The organism is Cobetia sp. PS-4MA (assembly GCF_057670765.1).
On the sequence record NZ_CM173107.1, the window covers coordinates 326,766 to 342,709 of the forward strand.

14 protein-coding genes and 4 tRNA genes are annotated in these 15,944 nt (G+C 61.5%); 13 read left to right on the forward strand and 5 right to left on the reverse strand.

The window, feature by feature from the left end; all coding sequences use genetic code 11:
• The first annotated feature begins 45 nt into the window (after nt 1-45).
• Together AC26AR_RS01505 and AC26AR_RS01510 are read left to right on the forward strand one after the other, a co-directional pair.
• Nucleotides 46-1,329, forward strand: coding sequence for a YeaH/YhbH family protein (locus AC26AR_RS01505; RefSeq protein WP_084209411.1), 1,284 nt, complete (start codon nt 46-48; stop codon nt 1,327-1,329).
• 46 nt (nt 1,330-1,375) lie between these two features.
• A complete protein-coding gene (locus AC26AR_RS01510) occupies nt 1,376-2,950 on the forward strand; it encodes a SpoVR family protein (RefSeq protein WP_488107436.1) in 1,575 nt (524 codons plus the stop codon).
• A 93-nt stretch (nt 2,951-3,043) separates the two neighbouring features.
• On the opposite strand, the gene AC26AR_RS01515 is transcribed toward AC26AR_RS01510, so the two are convergent.
• Nucleotides 3,044-3,361 (reverse strand): high-potential iron-sulfur protein, encoded by a 318-nt coding sequence (locus AC26AR_RS01515; RefSeq protein ID WP_077378804.1) that lies wholly within the window; start codon nt 3,359-3,361, stop codon nt 3,044-3,046.
• 454 nt (nt 3,362-3,815) lie between these two features.
• On the opposite strand from AC26AR_RS01515, the gene AC26AR_RS01520 reads away from it, so the two are divergent.
• Nucleotides 3,816-4,682: a DNA/RNA non-specific endonuclease gene (locus AC26AR_RS01520; protein WP_488107437.1), complete on the forward strand. Its 867-nt coding sequence runs from the start codon at nt 3,816-3,818 to the stop codon at nt 4,680-4,682.
• Nucleotides 4,683-4,964: 282 nt separating this feature from the next.
• Here AC26AR_RS01520 and AC26AR_RS01525 read toward each other — a convergent pair.
• From AC26AR_RS01525 to AC26AR_RS01540, 4 genes are all read right to left on the reverse strand, one after another.
• Nucleotides 4,965-5,051 (reverse strand) — tRNA-Leu (locus AC26AR_RS01525).
• A 100-nt stretch (nt 5,052-5,151) separates the two neighbouring features.
• Nucleotides 5,152-5,238 (reverse strand) — tRNA-Leu (locus tag AC26AR_RS01530).
• A 42-nt stretch (nt 5,239-5,280) separates the two neighbouring features.
• Nucleotides 5,281-5,367, reverse strand: a tRNA-Leu gene (locus AC26AR_RS01535).
• Between the two features lie 124 nt (nt 5,368-5,491).
• A tRNA-Leu gene (locus AC26AR_RS01540) sits at nt 5,492-5,578 on the reverse strand.
• 339 nt (nt 5,579-5,917) lie between these two features.
• On the opposite strand from AC26AR_RS01540, the gene rnr reads away from it, so the two are divergent.
• The 10 genes from rnr (at nt 5,918) to AC26AR_RS01590 (ending at nt 15,943) form a co-directional block, all read left to right on the forward strand.
• Complete coding sequence (rnr, locus tag AC26AR_RS01545; RefSeq protein WP_488107438.1) at nt 5,918-8,635, forward strand: ribonuclease R; 2,718 nt, start codon at nt 5,918-5,920, stop codon at nt 8,633-8,635.
• A 340-nt stretch (nt 8,636-8,975) separates the two neighbouring features.
• A complete protein-coding gene (rlmB, locus tag AC26AR_RS01550; protein WP_240704295.1) occupies nt 8,976-9,731 on the forward strand; it encodes a 23S rRNA (guanosine(2251)-2'-O)-methyltransferase RlmB in 756 nt (251 codons plus the stop codon).
• A 258-nt stretch (nt 9,732-9,989) separates the two neighbouring features.
• Nucleotides 9,990-10,370, forward strand: a complete 381-nt coding sequence (gene rpsF / locus AC26AR_RS01555) for a 30S ribosomal protein S6 (protein WP_065392636.1) — start codon at nt 9,990-9,992, stop codon at nt 10,368-10,370.
• A gap of 26 nt (nt 10,371-10,396) precedes the next feature.
• Nucleotides 10,397-10,624, forward strand: a complete 228-nt coding sequence (gene rpsR / locus AC26AR_RS01560; protein ID WP_024952281.1) for a 30S ribosomal protein S18 — start codon at nt 10,397-10,399, stop codon at nt 10,622-10,624.
• 12 nt (nt 10,625-10,636) lie between these two features.
• A complete protein-coding gene (locus AC26AR_RS01565) occupies nt 10,637-11,491 on the forward strand; it encodes a hypothetical protein (protein ID WP_084209830.1) in 855 nt (284 codons plus the stop codon).
• A 12-nt stretch (nt 11,492-11,503) separates the two neighbouring features.
• A complete protein-coding gene (rplI, locus tag AC26AR_RS01570) occupies nt 11,504-11,950 on the forward strand; it encodes a 50S ribosomal protein L9 (RefSeq protein ID WP_065392637.1) in 447 nt (148 codons plus the stop codon).
• A gap of 304 nt (nt 11,951-12,254) precedes the next feature.
• Nucleotides 12,255-13,634 (forward strand): replicative DNA helicase, encoded by a 1,380-nt coding sequence (dnaB, locus tag AC26AR_RS01575; protein WP_077379359.1) that lies wholly within the window; start codon nt 12,255-12,257, stop codon nt 13,632-13,634.
• Nucleotides 13,635-13,720: 86 nt separating this feature from the next.
• Nucleotides 13,721-14,008: a hypothetical protein gene (locus AC26AR_RS01580; protein WP_043334752.1), complete on the forward strand. Its 288-nt coding sequence runs from the start codon at nt 13,721-13,723 to the stop codon at nt 14,006-14,008.
• 166 nt (nt 14,009-14,174) lie between these two features.
• Nucleotides 14,175-15,431: an EAL domain-containing protein gene (locus AC26AR_RS01585; RefSeq protein ID WP_488107439.1), complete on the forward strand. Its 1,257-nt coding sequence runs from the start codon at nt 14,175-14,177 to the stop codon at nt 15,429-15,431.
• Between the two features lie 155 nt (nt 15,432-15,586).
• Nucleotides 15,587-15,943: a DUF6482 family protein gene (locus AC26AR_RS01590; protein ID WP_219815849.1), complete on the forward strand. Its 357-nt coding sequence runs from the start codon at nt 15,587-15,589 to the stop codon at nt 15,941-15,943.
• Nucleotide 15,944: the final 1 nt, after the last annotated feature.

The following is a 15,944-nucleotide window of genomic DNA, read 5'->3' on the forward strand; positions in this document are numbered from 1 at the left end:
TGCCATCCGGTCTTTCGCTGAACGCGAGGCCGGCAAGGAGGGCGAATGAGTTACTTCATTGATCGACGCAGCAATGCGCGCAACAAGAGTGCGGTGAATCGCCAGCGCTTCATCCGGCGCTACCGCAGCCATATCAAACGGGCGGTGGAGGATGCCGTCAATCGGCGCTCCATCACCGACATGGAGCGTGGCGAGGAAGTCTCCATTCCGACTCGCGATATCTCGGAGCCGGTCTTCCAGCATGGCCAAGGCGGCAAGCGGCGTGTCATCAACCCGGGCAACAAGGAGTTCGTGGAAGGTGATCGCATGCGCCGCCCGAGTGGTGGCGGCGGTGGCGGCGGCAGCGGAGAAGGTCAGGCCTCCAACCAGGGCGAGGGCGAGGATGATTTTGCCTTCACCCTGTCGCGCGAGGAGTTTCTCGAATTCGTGTTCGATGGTCTGGAGCTTCCGCATCTGGAGCGCAAGCAGATCGCGGACATGGATGAAGTACGTCCGGTGCGGGCGGGCATCGCTCGCGATGGCACTCCCGCCAGGATCAATATCGTGCGCTCGATGCGTTCAGCCCAGGCGCGGCGTATCGCCATGCGATCCCCCATCAAGCGGGCGCTGAAGGAGGCCACTGACGCGCTGGAGCTTGAGGAGCGCAAGGATCCGGTGCTGCGCAACAAGGTGCGCATTGCCGAGCTCAAGGCGGAAATCGAGCGTCTTGAAGCGCGCCTCAAGGCGGTGCCGTTTCTCGATACCTATGATCTGCGCTACAACCACCTCATCAATCAGCCGATGCCGTCCAACAAGGCAGTGATGTTCTGTGTGATGGATGTCTCGGGGTCGATGACCCAGGCGCACAAGGATATCGGCAAGCGCTTCTTCCTGTTGCTCTATCTGTTTCTGGAGCGCAACTACGAGAAGGTCGAGCTGGTGTTCATTCGCCACCACACCGCCGCCAAGGAAGTGGATGAGGAAGAGTTCTTCTACTCCCGAGAGACCGGCGGCACCATCGTCTCCAGTGCTCTGACGTTGCTGGATGAAGTGATCGAATCCCGCTATCCGGCAGGTGAATGGAATCTCTACGTGGCTCAGGCGTCCGATGGTGACAACTGGGATGACGATTCCACCAATTGTCGCGAGCTGATGATCAAGAAGCTGATGCCGCGTCTGCAATATTACGCCTACGTGGAGATCACCCCGCATGCGCACCAGGCATTGTGGGAAGAATATGAGCGAGTCGAAGCCGAATTTCCGGATCGCTTCGCCATGCAGCAGATTGTCGAGGCGGGCGATATCTACCCGGTATTTCGAGAGCTGTTCAAGCGCCGCATCAGCGCCTGATCGCATCATGTGACGCGCCCGGCCATCTGCCGGGCCGGGAGGCCCCATGAGCCAGAGACGTGATAATCGACTGGAAAATCAGCAACCGGCCAGTGGCTCCGATTGGACCTTCGAGCTTCTGGAGCATTTCGAGCACGAGATCGCGCGTATCGCTGCGCAGTATCGGCTGGATATCTACCCCAATCAGATTGAAGTCATCACTTCCGAACAGATGATGGATGCCTATGCCAGCATCGGCATGCCGGTGGGCTATCACCATTGGTCGTTCGGCAAGCAGTTTCTCTCGGTGGAGCAGGCCTATCGGCGCGGACAGATGGGACTGGCCTATGAGCTGGTGATCAATTCCGATCCCTGCATCGCCTATCTCATGGAAGAGAACACCCTGATGATGCAGATTCTGGTCATGGCGCATGCCTGTTATGGCCACAACAGCTTCTTCAAGGGCAATTACCTGTTTCGTGCCTGGACGGATGCCTCGGCGATCATCGATTACCTCGTCTTCGCCCGTAAGTACGTGTCCGAATGCGAGGAGCGCCATGGTGTCGATGCGGTCGAGCAGCTGCTGGACGCCTGTCATGCGCTCCAGAATTATGGCGTCGATCGCTACAAGCGTCCCTCGCCCATCTCGCCGGAAGAGGAGATCCAGCGTCAGCAGGAGCGTGAGGCCTATCTGCAGGCTCAGGTGAATGCGCTGTGGACCACCATTCCGCAGGCCGAGGAGGAGGATGAGTTGATCGATGAGGTCAACGACCCACTGGGTCTGCATCGTCGTGGTCGCTACCCACCGGAGCCGCAGGAGAACCTGCTCTACTTCATCGAGAAGAATGCACCGTTGCTGGAGCCCTGGCAGCGGGAACTGGTGCGTATCGTGCGCAAGCTGGCGCAATACTTCTACCCGCAGCGCCAGACTCAGGTGATGAACGAAGGCTGGGCCTGCTTCTGGCACTACACCATCATGAATCAACTCTATGATGAGCAGCTGATCGGCGAGGGGGTGATTCTCGAGTTCCTGCAGTCGCACACCTCGGTGGTGCAGCAGCCGGGCTTCGATCACCCGCATTACAATGGCATCAACCCCTATGCGCTGGGCTTCGCGATGTTCATGGACATCAAGCGCATCTGCGAGAATCCTGACGACGAGGACCGTGAGTGGTTCCCCGACATCGCCGGCAGTGACTGGTTGGAGACGGTGCATTTCGCGATGCGCAACTTCAAGGACGAGTCCTTCATCCAGCAGTTCCTGTCGCCCAAGGTGATCCGTGATCTCAAGCTGTTCTCGCTGGTGGATGACGACAGTGATGAGCATCTTCTCATCGAAGCCATTCACGATAGTCGAGGCTACAAGCGCATTCGAGAGGCGCTGTCGGTGCAATATGCGCTCAGCCATCGCGAGCCGAACATCCAGGTGTGGGCCGCGAATATCCGGGGAGATCGCTCGCTGACGCTGCGCCATGTCCAGGATGATCGTCGCCCGCTGTCACGCAGCGTCTATCCCGTGATGCGCTATCTGCATCAGTTGTGGGGGTTCCCGGTGCATCTCGAATCATTGGAGCAGGATGAGATCGCGCGCCGCTACCAATGGCCGTTGCCGGAGGATGCTTCCGGCTCCACTGCGAGCTGACGTCTGGTCCCGGTAACACAGCCATGAAAAAGACCGCCTCGGGATTGGCTCCCGAGGCGGTCTTCTCGTATCAGGTCCGAGGCGCCGCCGGTATCATGCCGGGCGCTTGGTCCAGGACTGGCACCAGCCTTCGGGTGCCACGCTATTGCTGGGGAATAGCTGACAGCCCTTGTTCTCCGGCTTGTAGAACATGCAGTTGGTGCAGTCGGAGCCGGGCTTGAAGGCGGGGTGATCACTGGCTTCGCTGGCATCTTCCACATAGTGGAGCGCCTTTGCCTGCGGGTTGTCGGTATCCAGTGGGGGCAGGTCGGCGGCAAGGGCGCGCGGCGAGAGCACGGCAGCGCCCAGTGGCAGGGCGGCAAGCCCCAGCAGGCTGTTGCGCATGAAGTTACGACGGCTTTGATCAGCCATGGTCAGATTCCTTCTCATCGTTGGAGCACAGCCGGTGGGATGTGCTGCGGTCACGGCTCGCCTGTCAGGAGGCGCTTTCATGTCGATCGTTGCAGTGTCACTCGTGCCACGGGCGTCTTGATGAGCGCTCTGTGTGGCGCGGCTGGTCGCAAGCATCCTGGTACGGGAAGATGCAGGTGGCATGCCAGATACTGATCATGCGGTCAGATTCTGCGGTATCCGCCGTCGGGATGATCCCCCTCGTGGATATTTGCTCGCTGATGGTGCATGAAGCAAGTGCTGCCTGCTTATTGTGGCTTGAGTTGGGGCGGCCGTCAGCCTCGCGAACGGAACTCTGGCATGATGGAATGCTACGGTAGAACGTGAATGAAGTTGCTGCGGCTTGCGGGTCGTGACGGAATGACGAGCGCATGCCTTGCCGAGGCAATGGCAACGACAAGAAGGAAATGGCGGGATGCTGGATGTGATGGATGATATTCGCTCGGCCGGTCGCAAGCTGTGGCGAGGGTTTGGCGTCAGCGTGGCATTCGCGCTGGTGGGAGGTGGGCTGTGGTGGTGGCAGGAGCGTGATTACCAGCAGTTCTACGCCTGGCAGGGAGTGCCTGAGGCACGTGAACTTGACTGGAAGACGCTGGCGCGTGGCTTGCGCAGCGATGCCTATCTGGTGGGGTGGTCGGATCTGCGCGCCAACCCGTTATGGGTGACATGGCGTCTCGAAAATACCCAGGGGGCGCGGCTGGGGGAGCGTCCTGACGAGTTCGAGCGCGACTGGCGCTCGCTATGGCCCGTCACGCCGGACAGCTATCGCAACAGTGGCTACGACCGCGGACACTTGGCGCCCAACTACGCCATCGGCAAGATCTACGGGGTCAAGGCCCAGCATCAGACGTTTCGCATGACCAATATCTCGCCACAGACACCGGCGCTCAATCGCAAGCTGTGGCAGCGACTCGAGGCGGCCATCATGGACAGGATTCTGCCGCGGGAAGAGGCGCTGTGGATCACCGCAGGTCCGGTCTTCACGGGAGAGATCGAGCGTCTGCCGAATCTGATCGAGATTCCGGATGGTTTCTACAAGATCATCGTCTCGCCCGGCACTGCTCGGCAGGCGCCTCGCGCCCTGGCGTTTCTCTTTCCTCAGCAGGTAAGAGGGGATGAGCCATTGGATCGCTTTCTGGTCAGCATCGATAGAATCGAATCTCTCACCGGTTTCGATTTCTTCCACGAGTTGCCGGACGATATAGAGCAGCGCCTGGAAGCCTCGGTACGTCGTGATGGATGGCAGGTCGAGAGTTTCAGCCGCATCCCGTCACGCTATTGAGTGTCTGATGACTCTGATGGCGCAGGGGGGCAATGGGTCGTGCAGAAGGATGCGTCCGGGTATATTCGTCGCGCAGTCGCAGGAAATCCATCCACAGGCCAGGCAGTGGAAGCGGGTGTGGACAAGTCAGCAGGCGTAGGGGGGGGCTGTGTTTCTGGGAGCACGCGAAAGACAACGCAGGGCGCTGCAGGTCTGGATAAAGCAATGAAGCTGATAGCAGGGGGAGAGTATCGCGATGTGAGCAGCGGGCGCTGCGAGAAAGTACATCGGATGACAACTTGATGGTGCCCAGAAGAGGACTTGAACCTCCACGTCCATACGGACACTAGCACCTGAAGCTAGCGCGTCTACCAATTCCGCCATCTGGGCATCAAGTTGTGTGCTGAAGTCTCAAGAGCAGAGCCTTGCAGCGGAACGATCATGACATCCTTGGTAGTGGATACCATGTTCCCTGTTCGAGTGCGCATCGTGGTGCCCAGAAGAGGACTTGAACCTCCACATCCTTACGGATACTAGCACCTGAAGCTAGCGCGTCTACCAATTCCGCCATCTGGGCGAAGCGCGATACAGGGGTCGTTCATCGTGAGTCTGACGTCCGTGGTGCCCAGGAGAGGACTTGAACCTCCACATCCTTACGGATACTAGCACCTGAAGCTAGCGCGTCTACCAATTCCGCCACCTGGGCAGACATCAGAACTCGTTTTGGTCCAAGGACCCGGGTCAGCAGTCCAAGTTGTTGAAACTTGAATGCTTTACCCGTTTTCCGGTATCCATCCTAACGTGTGTCACGTCAACATGAAACCTGAAATTGGTGCCCAGAAGAGGACTTGAACCTCCACGTCCATACGGACACTAGCACCTGAAGCTAGCGCGTCTACCAATTCCGCCATCTGGGCAAGTGGTGCCGAATAATACGGATCTTCTGAGGGAATGCAAGAGGTTTCTGTTTTATTTGTGACGTCAGGGGCTGCATGACGCATCTCGGTCGTCTGCCTTGCTGGCCGGAACTTCGAGATGGTGCAAGCTTTGGAAGACCCGATGAAAAAACAAGCGCTTGGCAAAGCCATGAAATGAGGCCTCCTGCATCACTCTGACGAGCTTCCGGGAGTCGGAAGGTTGGGGAATGGTTGGGTCGGCCCAATGGTAGGGGCTATAATGCGCGCATGAGAGACAACCAGTCATTCCGTGCCGCGCCCGCTGCCCGTCTCGAATTCATCGTCAAGGAATCCTGATTAATGACCCAATGGACGCTCAGCGACGACCCGCACGCGGAACGCGAAGCCCATAAGTACGACAAGCCCATCCCCAGTCGCGAGTATCTTCTCGACAAGCTGGAAGAGTATGGCAAGCCCATTACCCACGAGAACATGAGCCGCATGCTCGGTTTCGAGGACGACGAGCAGCAGGAAGCCGTGCGCCGTCGCCTCAATGCCATGGAGCGTGATGGCCAGGTGCTGCGCAATCGTCGTGGTGCCTATGCACTGATCGAGAAGCTGGACCTGATTCGTGGCCGTATCGTCGGCCATCGCGATGGTTTCGGTTTCCTGGCGCGCGAAGATGGCGTCAAGCCGGATCTTGCCGTGCCGCCGCGCCAGATGCGTCGCGTCTTCCATGGTGATCAGGTGCTGGCGCGCGTCAGCGGCCGTGATCGCCGTGGTCGTGATGAAGTCACCATCGTCGAGGTGCTGGCTCACAATACCCAGACGCTCGTCGGCATCTATCGCCAATCCGAGCCGGACTTCGGGGTACTGATTCCGGAGAATTCGCGCATCGCGCAGGAAGTGATCATCCCCAACCGTGTGGCCAATGGTGCCAAGGACGGTCAGGTGGTGTCCGTGCGCATTACCCAGCAGCCCGCGACACGCGTGCAGCCGGTGGGGGAAGTGATCGAGGTGCTCGGTGAGCGCATGGACCCGGGCATGGAGATCGACATCGCGATCCGCTCGCATGACATCCCCAGCGAATTCCCGCCGGAAGTCGAGGATCAGATCTCGACCATCTCCGCCGAAGTGCTGGAAGAGGACAAGAAGGGGCGTATCGACCTGCGCGAGACGCCACTGGTCACCATCGATGGCGAAGACGCGAAGGACTTCGATGACGCCGTCTTCGCCTGGCAGGACGACAACGGCAACTGGAAGCTGCTGGTCGCCATCGCCGATGTATCGCATTACGTGCGTGGCGGCAGTCCGCTGGATCAGGAAGGCTACGTGCGCGGCAACTCGGTCTATTTCCCGGGTCAGGTCGTGCCGATGCTGCCGGAGCTGCTCTCCAATGGTCTGTGCTCGCTCAACCCGCATGTCGATCGTCTGACGCTGGTCTGTGAGCTGACCATTTCCGCCGCCGATGGCGAGATGCTCGACTATCGCTTCTTCGAAGCCGTGATCCGTTCCCATGCGCGTCTGACCTACGAGAAGGTCGGCACCATGCTGACGGACCCGGAAAGTGAGGAAGGTCAGGCACTGTGTCAGCAGTACAACGAACTGCTGCCGTCGCTGCACAACCTGCACGCGCTGTACGGTGTGTTGCGCAAGGCGCGCGACAAGCGTGGTGCCATCGACTTCGAGACCACCGAGACGCAGATCCTGTTCAACGATGAGCGCAAGATCGAACAGATCGTGCCGCGTACGCGCAATGACGCGCACAAGCTCATCGAGGAATGCATGCTGGCGGCCAACGTCGCCACGGCGCGCTTCCTGGACCTGCACGATCTGCCGGCCCTCTATCGTGTCCACAAGCAGCCGGCACCTGAGCGTCTCAACAACCTGCGCGCCTTCCTGGGTGAGCTGGGTCTGACGCTGGAAGGTGGCGATGAGCCACAGCCGAAGGACTTCCAGGCACTGCGTGCCTCGATCGCCGAGCGCCCGGACCTCGACATCATCCAGACCGTGATGCTGCGCAGCATGACCCAGGCGGTCTACTCGCCGCAGAACGAAGGTCACTTCGGTCTGGCCTACGATGCCTACGCCCACTTCACCTCGCCGATCCGTCGTTATCCCGATCTGCTGGTGCACCGTGCGATCCGTTCCGTCATCCGTGGTCCGCGCAAGACCGACACTGTGCTGCGCGCCGAAGATGCCGTGACCGAGCGTCCGACCAAATGGTGCCCGTACACCTTCGAGCAGATGCTCGAGCTGGGTGAGCACTGCTCGATGACAGAGCGCCGCGCCGATGAGGCGACGCGTGACGTCAACGACTGGCTCAAGTGCGAGTTCATGAAGGACAAGGTCGGTGAAGTGCTGGAGGGTACCGTCGCGGCGGTCACCCAGTTCGGCCTGTTCGTGCGTCTGGATGCCTACTACGTCGAAGGCCTGCTGCACATCTCCTCGCTGCCGTCCGACTACTATCACTACGAGGCCGAGAAGCATCGTCTCAAGGGTGAGCGTGCCGGCGTCAGCTATGGTCTCGGCGATGGCGTCACCGTCCAGGTGGCTCGCGTCGACATGGATGAGCGCAAGATCGACTTCATGCTCAGTGACCCGACGCCGCGTCCCAAGCGCAAGCCGCGCAAGGCACGCAGCAGCGAGCGTGATGCTGACAAGCCCGCAAGTGGCAAGAGCGGTGCAGCCTCCGGCAAGGAGTCTGCCCCCAAGGGTCGCCCCGGCAAGCGTGAGCGCGAGCGTCTCAAGTCCCTGACGGAAGAAGTCAGTCAGGAAGGCCAGGGTGGCGGTACGGACGGAGCGTCCGAGACGCCTGCGCAGGAGAGTCCTGCCCGCAAGCCGCGCAGCGAGCGTGATGAGCGTTCCGGTCGCGGCGAGCGCAAGCCCTCCACCGGTAATGAGCGTCCGTCTGCGCCTGAGTCTCCGGCAGCGGCGCGCCCGGCGGTGCCGAGCGGTCCGGAATCTGCTGACAGTCCGTTCGCGGCAGTCGCGCCGATGGGTGCCGCTGGCAAGGATGATCCGTCGCGCAAGCGCGGCTCCCGTTCTCGCGGGCGTCGCGGCAACGGCCGCAGCTGACCGCCGGCAAGATTCACCGCGCAGCATTCATCAGCCCCGGCCATGGTCGGGGCTGATGCGTTGCACGGCCGTGAGTTCGCAGGATTTCATGGCTGTCGCCATGGCGACAGCTCAGTTTCCGTCCAAGTGACAGGGCCCTGTCAGGGCCATCAGGCAGGAAGGCACTATGAGTCAGGACAAGGGGCGCAAGCCCGGCCGCGGCAAGCCCGCCGGCGAGCGCGGTAGCCATTCTCGAAGTGAGCACTCTCGAGGCGAGCACTCAAGGGGTGAGCGTGGTGGCGCTCAGCGCCAGGAACGTGGCGGGGCCCGCAGAGATGGCGCTCGCACTGGCGCACCGAAGATCCCCGGTGGCCTGGAAGCCGTCTATGGTGTGCACGCCGTGGAAGCCTTGCTGGCACGCGGCCGCGCGCCGAGCGAGCTGTGGGTGCAGGCAGGCGAGGCCGAGCTGCGTCTGAACGAGATCGTCGAGCAGGCGCGTGCCGCTGGTTCACGCGTCACCTTGAAGGCGCGTGAGGAGCTGGATGCGCTGTCCACCGGCGGTGGTGCCCATCAGGGGCTGGTCGCTCTGTGCGCGCCGCTCGCCACCGAGAACGAGACTGGTCTCAAGCTGCGCCTCGATGGCTGGTCCCATGAGGAAGCGCCGCTGTTTCTGGTGCTGGATTCGGTCACGGATCCGCACAACCTCGGGGCCTGTCTGCGCAGCGCCGATGCCGCCGGTGCCCATGGTGTCATCGTGCCCAAGGACAAGTCCGCCTCCCTGAACGCGACCGTGCGCAAGGTCGCCTGTGGGGCAGCGGAAGTGGTGCCGGTCTATCAGGTCACCAACCTGGCCCGCACGCTGGATGCCATGAAGGAAGCCGGTGTCTGGGTGCTGGGTACGGCTGGCGAAGCCGAGGCCATGGCCTTCGAGGCCGATTTCACCGGGCCGGTGGCCATCGTGATGGGCGCTGAGGGCAAGGGCATGCGTCGGCTGACGCGCGAGCACTGCGACAGCCTGATCAAGCTGCCGATGGCGGGCAGTGTCTCGAGTCTGAATGTCTCGGTCGCGGCCGGTATCTGCCTGTTTGAAGCCGTTCGTCAGCGCCGCAACGGCTGACAGCGAGAATGGGGGTGTCAGGGCATGAGGCGTGCCTCGCGACGTGTCGCTTGCCAAGCCCTTGACACCTCTCTACAATACTGCGGTTCTGTGAAGTGCAGTCTGCAGTGAATGCGCGGCATGGGGGCACCTGTCCTCGCCCGCGCGCGTTGTACGTGGCTTTCGAGCCCGAATGACACAACCGTAGTAATCACTCCACTCCTTGCTTCCCGGCCCGAGACGCGCCGTGGAGGCTGTCAAACCGAAAGGAGCCAAGCCATGCGTCACTACGAGATCGTGTTCATGGTCCACCCGGACCAGAGCGAACAGGTTCCGGCCATGATCGAGCGTTACACCTCCATCGTGACCGAAGCCGGCGGTACTGTGCATCGTCTGGAAGATTGGGGTCGCCGTCACCTGGCCTACCCGATCAACAAGATCCACAAGGCCCACTACGTGCTGATGAACGTCGAAACTACCGGTGAAGTGGTCGAGGAACTCGAGACCATCTTCCGTTTCAACGACGCCGTCATCCGTAACCTGGTTGTGCGTGCAAAGGAAGCGGCCATCGAGCCGTCTCCGATGATGAAGCCGGCTGAAGAGAAGCGTCCGCGTCGCGAAGACAAGCGTGACGAAGCCGAAACTCAAGACGCTAACTGATACCGCACCCCCAGGAGGTCATTGCAATGGCACGTTTTTTCCGTCGTCGCAAGTTCTGCCGCTTCACCGCTGAAGGCGTGAAGCAGATCGACTACAAGGACATCGAAGTCCTGAAGTCTTACATCACCGAGACCGGCAAGATCGTCCCGAGCCGCATCACCGGCACCAAGGCGCGTTATCAGCGTCAGCTGGCGACTGCCATCAAGCGTGCGCGCTACCTGGCACTGCTGCCGTACAGCGACAGCCACCAGTAAGGCGACACCATGATGCTGGCATTGGCACGTTGGGCCATGCGCGGACCGTTGCAGTGCATCGCGATTGCACTGCTGACGGGTCTTCTGCCCTGGTTCTTCTGGTTCAGTGCCTCCATCAGTGCGCTGGTCACGCTTCGGCGTGGCCTTGCGCCAGCCGCACCCGTGTTCATCGCCGCTGCCATTCCGGCAGGCTGGTGGTGGACACAAGGCGACCCGGTGCCATTGGCGACCGTGTTGCTGGTCACGTTGATGGCAACCCTGCTGCGTGCTCGCATGCGATGGGGGGAGGCGCTGATTGGCGCCAGCCTGACAGCGGCAATGATGGTGCAGTCCGGGATATTCCTGCCACCAGGCGGGGCTGGTCCACTGCTTGAGAGCATTCGTCAGAATGCCCCTGAGCTTGATGCACGCTTGAGCGACTTTGCCGCTCAAGGTGTGCCGACTGAACAGCTCGCAGGGTTGGTCATCGGCGGTATTACCGGGTTGGTGGTCCTGCTGGCCGCCACGGCCTGTCTGGCCCTGGCGCGCAGTTGGCAGTCCGGGCTCTACAATCCGGGTGGATTTCGTCACGAGTTTCATGCCTTCCGGCTGAGCCCGCGAGAAGTCCTGATACTGGCAGCCTGCGGCATCATCGGGGTCTTCCTCGATGTGCCTGCAGTGCTCCTGCTGATCTGGATACCGTTGTTCGTGGCCGGCATTGCCCTGGTGCATGGCTATATCGGGTTAAAGGGGATGAGCGGGTTATGGTTGGTCGGCGTCTACTTTCTGCTGCTGACGACCTGGCCCACGATTCTGATTTTGCTGCTGCTGGCTCTTGTTGACGTCTTTGCGGATCTTCGCGCACGTCTTGCTGGCAGTCATCGATAAGAGGTTTACGAGATGCAAGTCATTCTGCTCGACAAGATTGGCAAGCTGGGCAACCTGGGTGACCAGGTGTCCGTCAAGGCTGGTTTCGGTCGCAACTATCTGCTGCCGTACGGTCTGGCTGTTCCGGCCACTGCCGAAAACCAGGCGGCTTTCGAAGCTCAGCGCGCTGAGCTGGAAGCACAGGTTGCAGAGCGCAAGGCCGAAGCTGAAGCGCGTGCCGCTCAGCTGAACGAAATCGAACTGTCCCTGGTCGCCAAGGCTGGCGAAGAAGGCAAGCTGTTCGGTTCCATCGGTCCGCGTGATCTGGCCGAAGCCATCGCCCAGTCCGGCATCGACATCGCCAAGAGCGAAGTCCGCATGCCGGAAGGCCCGCTGCGCAACACTGGCGAATACGACATCGTGCTGCAGCTGCACGCTGAAGTGACTGCCACTGTTCGTGTGGTCGTGGTCGGCGAGTAATCGCTGATCCGTGGTGGCTGCCCGGTGATCCGGCGCTGCCACCACAGGTGGTACTCGAACCGCCCTCGCATCCTGGATGCGGGGGCGGTTTTTTTGTGTCTGGCGTTTCTTTGTCGGGCGTGACAGGGAAAATCCTCTGCACGCGGGCAGGGCGATGACAGGCAAAATCCGGTAGAATGCCTGCCCCCGTGAGGTAGAGCATCATGTGCGGTCGCGATGGTTGGCAGGCTCGCGGCGATGCACGAAAATGGAGGTTCCCGCGGGCGTGTCAGTCATCAGCAGGAGTCAGCCAGGCATGAGCGAGATGCAGGATCAGGATCGCGAGACGGCGGCGCTCAAGGTGCCCCCCAATTCGCTGGAGGCCGAGCAATCGGTCCTCGGCGGTTTGATGCTGGACAACAGCGCCTGGGACACGGTGTCCGAGCGACTGGTGGCCGACGACTTCTATCGCTACGAGCATCGTCTGGTCTACAACGCCATGTCCCAGCTGGTGGGCAGCAGCCGGCCGCTGGATGTGGTCACGTTGTCCGAGTTGCTGGAAAGCCGTGACCAGCTGGAGTCGGTCGGCGGGCTTGCGACCCTCGCCGAGCTTGCGCGCAATACGCCCTCGGCCAGCAACATCAAGGCCTATGCCGACATCGTTCGCGAGCGCGCGACGCTGCGCAAGCTGATCCAGGCGGCCAACCAGATCGCCGAGAGCTCCTTCAGCCCTCAGGGGCGAGACGCCGACGAGCTGGTCAACGAGGCCGAGCGTCTGGTGTTCCAGATCAGCGAATCACGCCCCAAGAGCGGCGGCCCCAAGGGCATGAGTCAGCTGCTGACCGGCGCGGTGGACCGCATCGATGAGCTGTTCAATCTCAAGGGCCAGATGACCGGCCTCTCGACCGGCTTCCGGGACCTGGATGACATGACCTCCGGTCTGCAGCCATCGGACCTGGTGATCATCGCGGGGCGCCCCTCGATGGGCAAGACCACCTTCGCCATGAACCTGGTCGAGCATGCCGTGGTCTCCGGCGACAAGCCGGTGGCCGTGTTCTCGATGGAGATGCCGGCCGAATCGCTGATGCTGCGCATGATCTCCTCGCTGGGCCGCATCGATCAGACCAAGGTGCGTACCGGTCAGCTGGATGACGAGGATTGGCCGCGGCTGACCTCGGCGGTCAACCTGCTCAAGGACAAGCAGCTGTTCGTCGATGACACGGCGGCCCTGTCGCCCAACGAGATGCGCTCACGCTGTCGCCGCATGGCGCGCGAACACGGCGGCATCGGCCTGATCATGATCGATTACCTGCAATTGATGCAGGTGCCGGGGCTGTCCGAGAACCGTACTGCCGAGATCTCCGAGATCTCGCGCTCGCTCAAGGGGCTGGCCAAGGAATTCGCTTGCCCGGTGGTGGCGCTCTCGCAGCTGAACCGCTCGCTTGAGCAGCGTCCCAACAAGCGCCCCGTGATGTCGGATCTGCGTGAATCCGGCGCCATCGAGCAGGACGCTGATGTCATCGCCTTCGTCTACCGTGATGAGGTCTACAACAAGGACAATCCCGACAACAAGGGCTTGGCCGAGCTGATCATCGGCAAGCAGCGTAACGGCCCCATCGGCACCGTTCACATGGCCTTCATCGGCAAGTACACCCGTTTCGAGGACCTGGCGCCAGACAGTTATGGCCAGGCCTTCGCTGAATGACGTGATGCGCACGCGCATCAAACATGTACCCGGGCGGCGGCAGCGACGTCGCCCCGCAAGACCCGCACTGACGGGGAGGAGATAGCATGGCAGGTGGATTTGGGCGCGGACGCGCACGCACTCCCAAGCTTCAGGGACGCGGTACGCTGGAGAGCCTTGAGCGCGAAGGACCTTTCAAGGAATGGCTGGGCATGCCGGATCTCTATCGCTTCACGCTGGTCGTGGAGGGCGAGAGCTACAGCTATCAGACCGAAGACAGTGAAGTGCCGGTCGTCGCGGGCGACATGGTGGTCTTCCGTTACAAGGAAACCAAGGCCGGCAAGTGGATCGACCGCAATTCCCTCGGCAAGGCCATCGACCCCAACTCGCTGTAAGGCGTCCACCTCCGGCGTGGCATGAGCGCATTGGCCAGCCGCGACCGGGCAGGCTCGTCGCAAGGCATCCTTGCATGGCAGCACCGCGGTGATGTGCCCGACCCTTCGCTGACACATCACCGCCCCATGTCATTTTCCTGTCATATCAGCATGCTTTGATTCTGGCATGCTGCCATCCCCGCATCCCGCTTTAGCTGAGGCATCCACTCCCGAATCCGGCCAGGCGCTGGAGGCGTTGCTGCGTCTTCGCCAGTTGCGGATGCATTTCCAGCCCATCGTGGCGGCAGATGGCCGTGAGGTCTTCGCCTACGAGGCACTCGCGCGAGCTGCTGCAGGATGCAGCTTGCGCTCACCGATGGCGATGTTCGAGGCGGCTCGCCAGCATCGGCGCCTCGCCGAGCTGGACGGCCTCTGTCGTGAGCTGGCGCTTGAGCAATGGGCCGAGCAGGGCCTGAGTGAGCGCCTGTTCCTGAACGTGTCGCCGGAGGTGCTGTTGGACAGTGCGCATTCTCGGGGACTGACACGTCATCTCCTGCATCGCCATGGGCTGTACCCGCATCAGGTCGTCATCGAGTTGACTGAGCAGACCCCGGGGCTTGACCCGGCACTGATGCGTGAGGCCGTCTGCCATTACCAGTCGATGGGCTTCGCCATCGCGCTGGATGACCTCGGTGAAGGGTACGCCAGCCTCAAGCTGTGGTCGGCGGTTCAGCCTGACTTCGTCAAGATCGACCGACACTTCATCAGCGGTATTCATCAGGATTCGCTCAAGCGGCGTTTCGTGCGCTCGATCATCGACATCGCCCACGGCAGTGGCAGTCAGGTGATCGCGGAAGGCATCGAGCAGGAAGGCGAGATGGAATGCGTGTCTCAGCTGGGGGCCGAGTATCTGCAAGGCTGGCTGTTCGCGAGCGCCGAGGTGGACCCTGCTGGCCAGCGTGCCGGCCTCGAGCAGCGCCTGCATCGTCTGATTCGCCGCCGGCATGCCGCGCCTCTGGCACTCGGTGCCGGCAGCCTGCTGCGGCAGGTGGCGCCGGTACTGCAGGATACCTGTCTCGAGGAGGTGGCCGAGCGTCTACATGCCGAGCCGGAATTGATGGCGCTGGCAGTGGTGGACGCGCAGCAGCGGCCGATCGGCATGATCATCCGCCATCGACTGCTGGGATTGCTGAATCAGCGCTTCGGACCGGAGCTGCATGGACGACGGGCGATTCATGAGGTCATGCAGACCCATTCACTGCGTGTCGAGGAAGATGAGCCGCTCGAGCGTCTGTCGGCCAAGCTGCTCGGGCGCCGGGACATTCATCGTGACGAGGACTTCATCATCATGCGAGGGGGATGCTATCGCGGCCTTGGGCGTCCTCTGGATCTGCTGCGTATCCTCGCGGAACGTCAGCTGGCGGTTCGTGCTCAGTGTCCGTGAGCCTCTCCGGGGCGGCGGCCTTGAACATGACGTCATCCAATCGTCATGGCGGTGCCGTGCAATCGTCATCGTCCCCCCGCAAGCTGGCGTGAAGCCTTGACGCCACCTTCACGATGATGGATACCTCAGACAACAGAGGTCCAGGAGCCGACACCATGTCCAGAATTGCCGCTGCCTTCACACCTGCTGGCCTGCTGGTCAGCAACCTGAATGCGCTGATCGCCGAGTATCCGGCACTGGAGGCGCGCGTGATCAGTCATGCCGCCAGCCGCTTCTATCAGGTCCAGCTGGTACTGGAAGCGGGTGCCGATGAAGACGATGAGCGCAGTGAACTGTTGATGAAGCGTGGCAAGCCGATGCTGTTCCGCTCGCTGGAGGATGTCTACAGCGAGCTCAGGCGCGCCGGTCTGTCACGCGCCTGGCTGGTATCCCAGGTGGCCAACGACGAGATGATCGGCCGACCGCCTCAGTACCATCAACCGTTGAGCTCGCGCATCCCCTTGAGCTTCTGAG